Source organism: Sphingomonas sp. CCH9-F2, assembly GCF_001556735.1.
GTDB lineage: Bacteria > Pseudomonadota > Alphaproteobacteria > Sphingomonadales > Sphingomonadaceae > Sphingomonas > Sphingomonas ginsenosidimutans.
The window spans coordinates 1-6,272 of sequence record NZ_LSJO01000352.1 but is presented as its reverse complement, the minus strand read 5'-3'; the positions used below and the strand labels follow the sequence as shown (position 1 = coordinate 6,272).

The following is a 6,272-nucleotide window of genomic DNA, read 5'->3' as shown; positions in this document are numbered from 1 at the left end:
GAACAGCCCCAGCAGATTATGCAGGTCGAGCCACATCCGCTTCACATTCTTCCCGAAGCGCAGCGCGAACAGGTCCTTGGTCAGACTGGGCAACAGGCAGATGACGCCGGAGATGATGGCGACGGCGTAGAGCAGCGAGATCACGCCCATGATCGGCATCGCGATATTGCGACGGAACGGCAGACCGACCTGCTGGTGCAGCACGTCGACCAGCTCCGACACCGGCGACGCGTCCTGCCGCACCACCTGCAACACCCCGTCAGGCGCCAGTGCGGCGAGAAACGTCGGGCCGGGCGCCCGGCGGGTGCCGGTGGTCCAGCTCAGCCGTGCGGGCTGATCGGGTCCGGTGTCGAAATGGACGGTATAGGCGGCGCGCGCATCGGGCCGGGCGCGCAGCACCTTGTCGATCAGTTCGGGCGTGCGATCCAGCGGTGGCGGCGCGGCGATGCCGGTCGGCGCGGAGGCCCAGCGGTTCAGCGGCTCGGCGAACATCGTGATCGCGCCGGCATAGAAGGCGACGAAAAGCGCCAGCCCGGCGATGATGCCGACCCAGCTATGCACGTCCTTATAGGTCTTCACGATATCGGTGCGCATCGACGATTACCCGAGAAGAAGACGCGCAACGGCGTAGAGCGCCCAAGCGGCCAGATTAGCGAGCGCGAGCCAGGTCCAGGCCCGCACGCCGCTGCGAAACAGGAAGCAGAGGCCGAGGATCGCGCACCAGATCGGCGACGCCAGCCACATGGCGAGCTGCCGCTGCGCGCTGAAAGCGTCCGCGTCGGTCGAGAACAGCGTCGCGAAGGTGCAGGTCAACGCCATCGTCAGGGGGAAGCCGAAGACGGTCGCGGCCGACGCCTTGCCGAACCAGTCGCGACTGGTGAGAAGCGGGCGGCTCATCGCGCCGCTCCCCGCCGGAACCGCCACCAGCCGATCGCGACCGGAGCGATGCTCCAGACCAGCATCGCGATCGTGGCCCAGGTGAAGACGGCCGTCGCCGGTCCCTGCACCGTCAGCAGCAGCGCCAGCGCGAGCAGCAGGAGCAGCGTCCCGACGATCCGGCAGCGGCGTGCGGCCACGCCCGGACGGATCAGCGCCTGATGCCGCGTGCTGGCATACAGGCCCATCGCCCCGCCGACGATGGCCGCCGCCGCGCACCATGCCGCGATCATCGGCCAGGTCCCGCAAAGGCGAAGTGGATCGCCGGTGCCATCGCCGCCAGCATCGTCGTCCCGTGCGACTGCCCCGGCAGCGGCAGGAAGCGCGCCCGGCCATCGTTCGCGCCATGATCGAGCGAACGGGCCAGTGCGGCCGGAGCGGCCGCCGCGGTATCGCTTTCGGCGATCAGGATGGGGGGCGTTCCCTTCGCCGCGGCAGCCTCGCGCATGATCAGGCCGTCGCCGAACCACAGCGACGGACTGACGGCGACGACGCCGTCGACCATCGCCGGGCGGGTCAGCGCGGCATGCAGTGCCAGCAGGCCGCCGAAACTATGGCCCAGCAGACTCTCCCGCGACCGATCGGCCCGCCAGCGCTGGCGAACAAGCGGCTGCACCTGCCGTTCGAGAAGGTCGAGGAACGCCTCCGCTCCGCCGGTCCGCAACCCGCTGGCCGGCATGGTCGCGGGGATCGTCCAGCCGGGCGTGACGGGCGTGTAATCGCGGACGCGGCGTTGCAGCGGCCCCGCCGCGATCCCGACCACGATGCCGTCCATGACCCCGCTTCGTCCACCCGCCCGCGCCAGTCGGCGCGCGGTGAGCGCCGCGATCGCGAAATGGTCCTCGCCGTCGAGCACATAGAGTACCGGATAGCCGGCGGGCGGCGGCGGCGCGTCCGGCCAGGCGATGAGGATGCGATATGCCTCCCCGCCATCGGCATGGACGACCTGTTCGACGCTGTGCGGCAGCGTATAGGGCGTCTCCGTAGCCACGGACGTGCCGGGTATCGCCAGCGCTAGCATGAAGGCCGCGAACATTCTCACCACCGATATTGCAGCCGCAGGTTCAGCGTGCGGCCCGATCCGTAGAAGCAGGACGAGGCCGACGAGCACAGCGCGACATAACGATGGTTGGTCAGGTTGCGCGCATTGACCGACAGGACGATGCCGCTGGCGAAGGCCTTGCGCAGGAACAGGTCGTACAGCGTGTAGCCGGGCACGCGATAGGCATTGGCGGTGTCGCCATAGGAGACGCCGACATAGCGCGCGCCACCGCCCAGCCCGACGCCGCCCAGCGGCCCGTCCTCGGCGAAGCGATAGTCGGCGAACAGCGACCCCATCCACTCGGGCACCTGCGTCAGCCGGTTGCCCTGTTGCCCGCGCTCACCGCGCGTGATCTCGCTGTCCATATAGGTGCCGGTCGCGATCAGGCTCAGCCCGCCGATCAATGTCGCCTTGCCTTCCAGTTCGACGCCGCGGATCCGACCCTGCCCGGTCTGGACCTGGCAGGTCGTGCCGCCGCAGACATGGTTTCCGTCCGGGTCGGGGCTGGCGAGATTGTTCTGGGTCAGCTGGTATACCGCCGCGGTCAGCAGCGCATTGCTGCCGCGGGGCTGATATTTCACGCCCGCTTCATATTGCTCGCCGGTCGTCGGCTTGAAGGGCGTGCCGTCGAAATACTGGCCGGTCGTCGGCTGAAACGAGGTGGAATAGCTGGCATAGGGTGCCATGCCGCTCGGCGAAACCCAGGTGGCGCCCGCTCGCCACGTCACCTTGTCCGCCTTGGTCAACGTCACCGGGTTGGTCGTGCCGGTCGCCAGTTCGTTCACCTGATGGTTCTTCGCCCAGTCATAGCGCGCGCCCATGGTGACATGGAGCTGTCCGATGGTGACCTGGTCCTGGCCGTAGACGCCGACCTGCTCCAGCCGCGCGTTCAGATGGACTTGCGGGCTCAGCGTCTGGAGCACCTGGCCGATGCCTTGCGACACGGGATTGAAGATGTCGGGCATCGGCGGAACGTTCGTCGACAGGTCGCGCAGGTGACGCCATTCGGTGTCGAGCATGTCGACGCCGATCAGGACACGGTGCTGCAGCGGACCGCTGTCGATGCGCCCTTCGATCTTGGTGTCGAGGCCATAGCCGTCCGAATGGCCGACGCCCTGCACCGCGCGACGGTTGATCGTCTGTCCGTTGGCCAGCGTGCCGCCGCGCAGCACGGTTCCCTGGAACAACGTCTCGACACGGGTATAGCGGCCATTCTGGCGAAGCTCGAACCGGTCGGAGAAGGCGTGGCGCAGTTCGTAGCCGACCAGATACTGGTTACGGTCATAGGTGTTGAACTGCGGCTCGCCCAGAAAGGCGTCGAGGCGGATATGGCGCCCACCGGCCCCCGGCTGCTGCGACCCGACATAGGGTAGGAACTGGAAGGTCGATCCTCCCTCGTCCCGCTGATACTGCGCCATCAATGTGATGCTGGTCGCGGTGTCGGGCGCCCAGGTGAGGCTGGGCGCGATATAATAGCGGCCCGTCTTGATCGCATCGATCTGCGCATCGCCATAGCGCGCCAGCCCGACGAGCCGCGCGCGGACCGTGCCGTCGGCGGTGAGCGGCCCGGAGACGTCCGCAGCGCCCTGATACTGCCACTTGCCGAGGTCGGTGAACCCGGCCCCCTGCAACATGATCTCGCCACGCGGGTTCGCGGTCGGACGCTTCGTCACCAGATTGACGATCCCACCCGGTGCCACTTGCCCGAACAGCACCGCAGACGGCCCCTTCAGCACCTCGATCTGCTGAAGCGCGAAGGGATCGAAGGCGGTGCGCGTCCATTGCCCGCCGGCGGGCAGGCGGATGCCGTCGAGGAACAGATTGTCGCTGAAGCTGCCGGCCGAAAAGCCCCGCACCGAAAAACTGTCGGCGCGGCTGTCGATACCGTCCTGTTCGGCCTGGACCCCGGCGGTATAAGCGAGCGCCTCCGTCACGCTGTGTACGGCGCGGACGTCGAGTTCCTCGCGCGTGATGACGGAAATGGATTGGGGTACCTCGATCAGCCGGGTCGCGGTCTTCGTGCCGGACGTCGCCTGGGTTTGTCCCGTGGCCGTCACGACGATGTCGGTATCGCGCAGTGCGTCGCCGTTACGTTCCTGAGCCGCCACCGGCCACGCCGCCGAAGACAACAGCAATCCCACACCCCAACCAATCTTCATATGTTTCCTGCCCCTTCGTCGGCGTACCCCGCACGCCGCCTCCCGGACGCCTCTAGTAGCGCAGGATAATGCGAGTCAATCGCATTATCAAACGTGTCGTTATCGCTGCTGCTCGTGTTACGGCTTGGTCAGTCGGACGGCTGACGGTATGCTGCCACTGAAAAATATCGTTAGTTATGTGATTCCAAGAGGTTATCGTGATCTTCAGTGACAGAGTCGAGATGACGAAGACGTGCGATCAGGCGACGCGCGCCTTCGTCATTCGTACCGTCCGTTCGGCGCTTGCCGCGCTGGCGTTGTCCGCGCTGACGACGCCCGCCGCAGCGCAGTCCGATCCGCCCGAATGGACGCGCCCGATCCCGCCGGTGCGATTGATCGGGCCGATCGACTATGTCGGGACGGAGGGGCTGGCGGCCTATCTGATCCGCACCCGCGCCGGTGCGATCCTGATCGACGCGACGATGGCGCAGAACGTGCCGGCGATCCTGCGCAACATCGCGGCGCTGGGGGTGAAGCCGCGCGAGGTGAAATACATCCTCGTCAGCCACGCGCATTTCGATCACGTCGGCGGGCTGGCGGCGATGCAGCGCGCGACCGGCGCACGCGTGCTGGCCGGGGCGGCGGACGTGCCCGCGCTGCGCACCGGCATCCCGCCGGGCGAGACCAATTACGGCGTGATCCGCTTCGCCCCCGTGCCGATGGCGCGCGGGGTGCGCGACGGGCAGGTCGTGCGGCTGGGCGGGGTCGAGCTGCACGCGGTCGCGACGCCGGGGCACACGCCGGGGTGCACCAGCTGGACGATGCGCGTCACGCAGGGCGCGCGTCCGCTGGACGTGGTGTTCCCGTGCAGCGTCTCGGTCGCGGGCAACCGGCTGTTCGCCAACCGCCGCTATCCGGCCATTGCCGCCGATTATCGCACCAGCTTCGCCCGCCTCGCGCGCTTGCCCGCCGACGTGGTGCTGCCCGCGCACCCGGAGCTGGCCGACGTCCTGACCCGCGCCCGCACCGGCACGCTCGTCGCCCCCGGCCTGCTGCGCGACATGGTGTTGCGCGCCCGCGACGATTTCGACCGCGAGTGGATGAAGCAGGGACGCATCGCGAAATAGATCGGCTTCTATGGCCGCGGCCGTCCCACCCGACAGGAACACCAATGACGACAACGATGTACGGCATCCCCAATTGCGACACGATCAAGAAGGCCCGTACCTGGCTCGACACCGCCGGCGTGGGGTTCACCTTCCACGACTATAAGAGATCCGGCGTCGACACCGCCGCGCTCGATCGCTGGATCGATGCGGTCGGTTGGGAGGTGCTGCTCAACCGCGCCGGCACCACGTTCCGCAAGCTGCCCGACGCCGACCGTGCGGACCTCACGCCGGAGAAGGCGCGCGCGCTGATGATCGCGCATCCGTCGCTCATCAAGCGGCCGGTTCTGGAGCATCCCGGCGGCGTCGAGGTGGGGTTCAAGCCGGATCGCTACGCTGCGCTGTTCGGCTGACCGCGCGCATTGCGGCATTTGCCAACCCGCCCCGCGCACGCCATGGTCCGCCGCGCATAAGGGAGGGGAGAGGCGCGGATGCGCGGCGCGTGGTGGTTTCGGGTGGCGGTGATCGCATTTTTCCTGTGGTCGCTGTCGGGCGTGTTCGCCTGTATCCAGCAATTCCGGCTGGGAGCGGAGGCGATGGGGCCGGCGAGCGACTATGATCGCGCGCTCTTCGCGTCGCTGCCGATCTGGTACATGGCGGTCTATGCGGTGGCGACCGGGTGCAGCCTGCTGGGCGCGCTGGCGATGATTGCCGGGTCGGTGCTGTCGGTGCCGCTGCTGACGATCGCGCTGGTCGCGGTGATGATCCAGTTCGGCTGGCTGTTCGCCACGACGGATATCGTCGCGGTGAAGGGCGTCTGGGTCGCCTATTTCCCGCTATTGATCCTGGCGGTCGCGGCAGGCGCGCTGAAGCTGGCGCATCTCGGCCGTCGTCGCGGCTGGATCGGCTGATCGGCAAGGAGTAGCGTCGCACCATGTCCACCACCTTCACGATCGACAGCGCGACCAGCCGCGCCAACCCCGTGTCCGCGCCGATGAAGCGCCTGACCGTCCCCGCGGTGCGCGATCGCAAGGCGAAGATCGCGGCGGG

The 6,272-nt window shown here is 67.8% G+C and carries 8 protein-coding genes and 1 pseudogene; 4 read left to right on the top strand and 5 right to left on the bottom strand.

All coding sequences use genetic code 11. From position 1 onward, the window contains the following. The 5 genes from AX685_RS10290 to AX685_RS10270 all read right to left on the bottom strand — a co-directional run. The coding region (locus tag AX685_RS10290; RefSeq protein ID WP_197418564.1) for a PepSY-associated TM helix domain-containing protein at window positions 1-594 on the bottom strand (594 nt) is incomplete at its 3' end. Window positions 595-600: 6 nt separating this feature from the next. After that, the gene (locus AX685_RS10285) at window positions 601-897 is read right to left on the bottom strand and encodes a hypothetical protein (RefSeq protein ID WP_066488239.1); all 297 of its coding nucleotides are present in this window, start codon (window positions 895-897) and stop codon (window positions 601-603) included. Next, the gene (locus AX685_RS10280; protein ID WP_066488237.1) at window positions 894-1,169 is read right to left on the bottom strand and encodes a hypothetical protein; all 276 of its coding nucleotides are present in this window, start codon (window positions 1,167-1,169) and stop codon (window positions 894-896) included. The genes AX685_RS10285 and AX685_RS10280 overlap by 4 nt, the downstream gene beginning before the upstream one ends. Beyond that, window positions 1,166-1,927 carry an alpha/beta hydrolase gene (locus tag AX685_RS10275; RefSeq protein WP_197418563.1) on the bottom strand — a complete coding sequence of 254 codons (762 nt, stop codon included), beginning with the start codon at window positions 1,925-1,927 and terminating at the stop codon, window positions 1,166-1,168. Before AX685_RS10275 ends, AX685_RS10280 begins: the two co-directional genes overlap by 4 nt. 47 nt (window positions 1,928-1,974) lie before the next feature. Further along, on the bottom strand, window positions 1,975-4,107 hold the full coding sequence (locus AX685_RS10270; RefSeq protein WP_231738765.1) for a TonB-dependent siderophore receptor: 2,133 nt from the start codon (window positions 4,105-4,107) through the stop codon (window positions 1,975-1,977). Window positions 4,108-4,358: 251 nt separating this feature from the next. Here AX685_RS10270 and bla point away from each other — a divergent pair, with 251 nt between their 5' ends. The 4 genes and pseudogenes from bla to AX685_RS21595 all read left to right on the top strand — a co-directional run. Then, on the top strand, window positions 4,359-5,243 hold the full coding sequence (gene bla / locus AX685_RS10265) for a subclass B3 metallo-beta-lactamase (protein ID WP_066488230.1): 885 nt from the start codon (window positions 4,359-4,361) through the stop codon (window positions 5,241-5,243). Window positions 5,244-5,287: 44 nt separating this feature from the next. Beyond that, window positions 5,288-5,635 carry an ArsC family reductase gene (locus AX685_RS10260; protein ID WP_066488228.1) on the top strand — a complete coding sequence of 116 codons (348 nt, stop codon included), beginning with the start codon at window positions 5,288-5,290 and terminating at the stop codon, window positions 5,633-5,635. Between the two features lie 78 nt (window positions 5,636-5,713). Beyond that, window positions 5,714-6,133: a hypothetical protein gene (locus AX685_RS10255; protein ID WP_066488222.1), complete on the top strand. Its 420-nt coding sequence runs from the start codon at window positions 5,714-5,716 to the stop codon at window positions 6,131-6,133. 23 nt (window positions 6,134-6,156) lie between these two features. Next, window positions 6,157-6,272 (top strand): annotated as a pseudogene (locus AX685_RS21595) (3-methyl-2-oxobutanoate hydroxymethyltransferase); the annotation flags it as partial.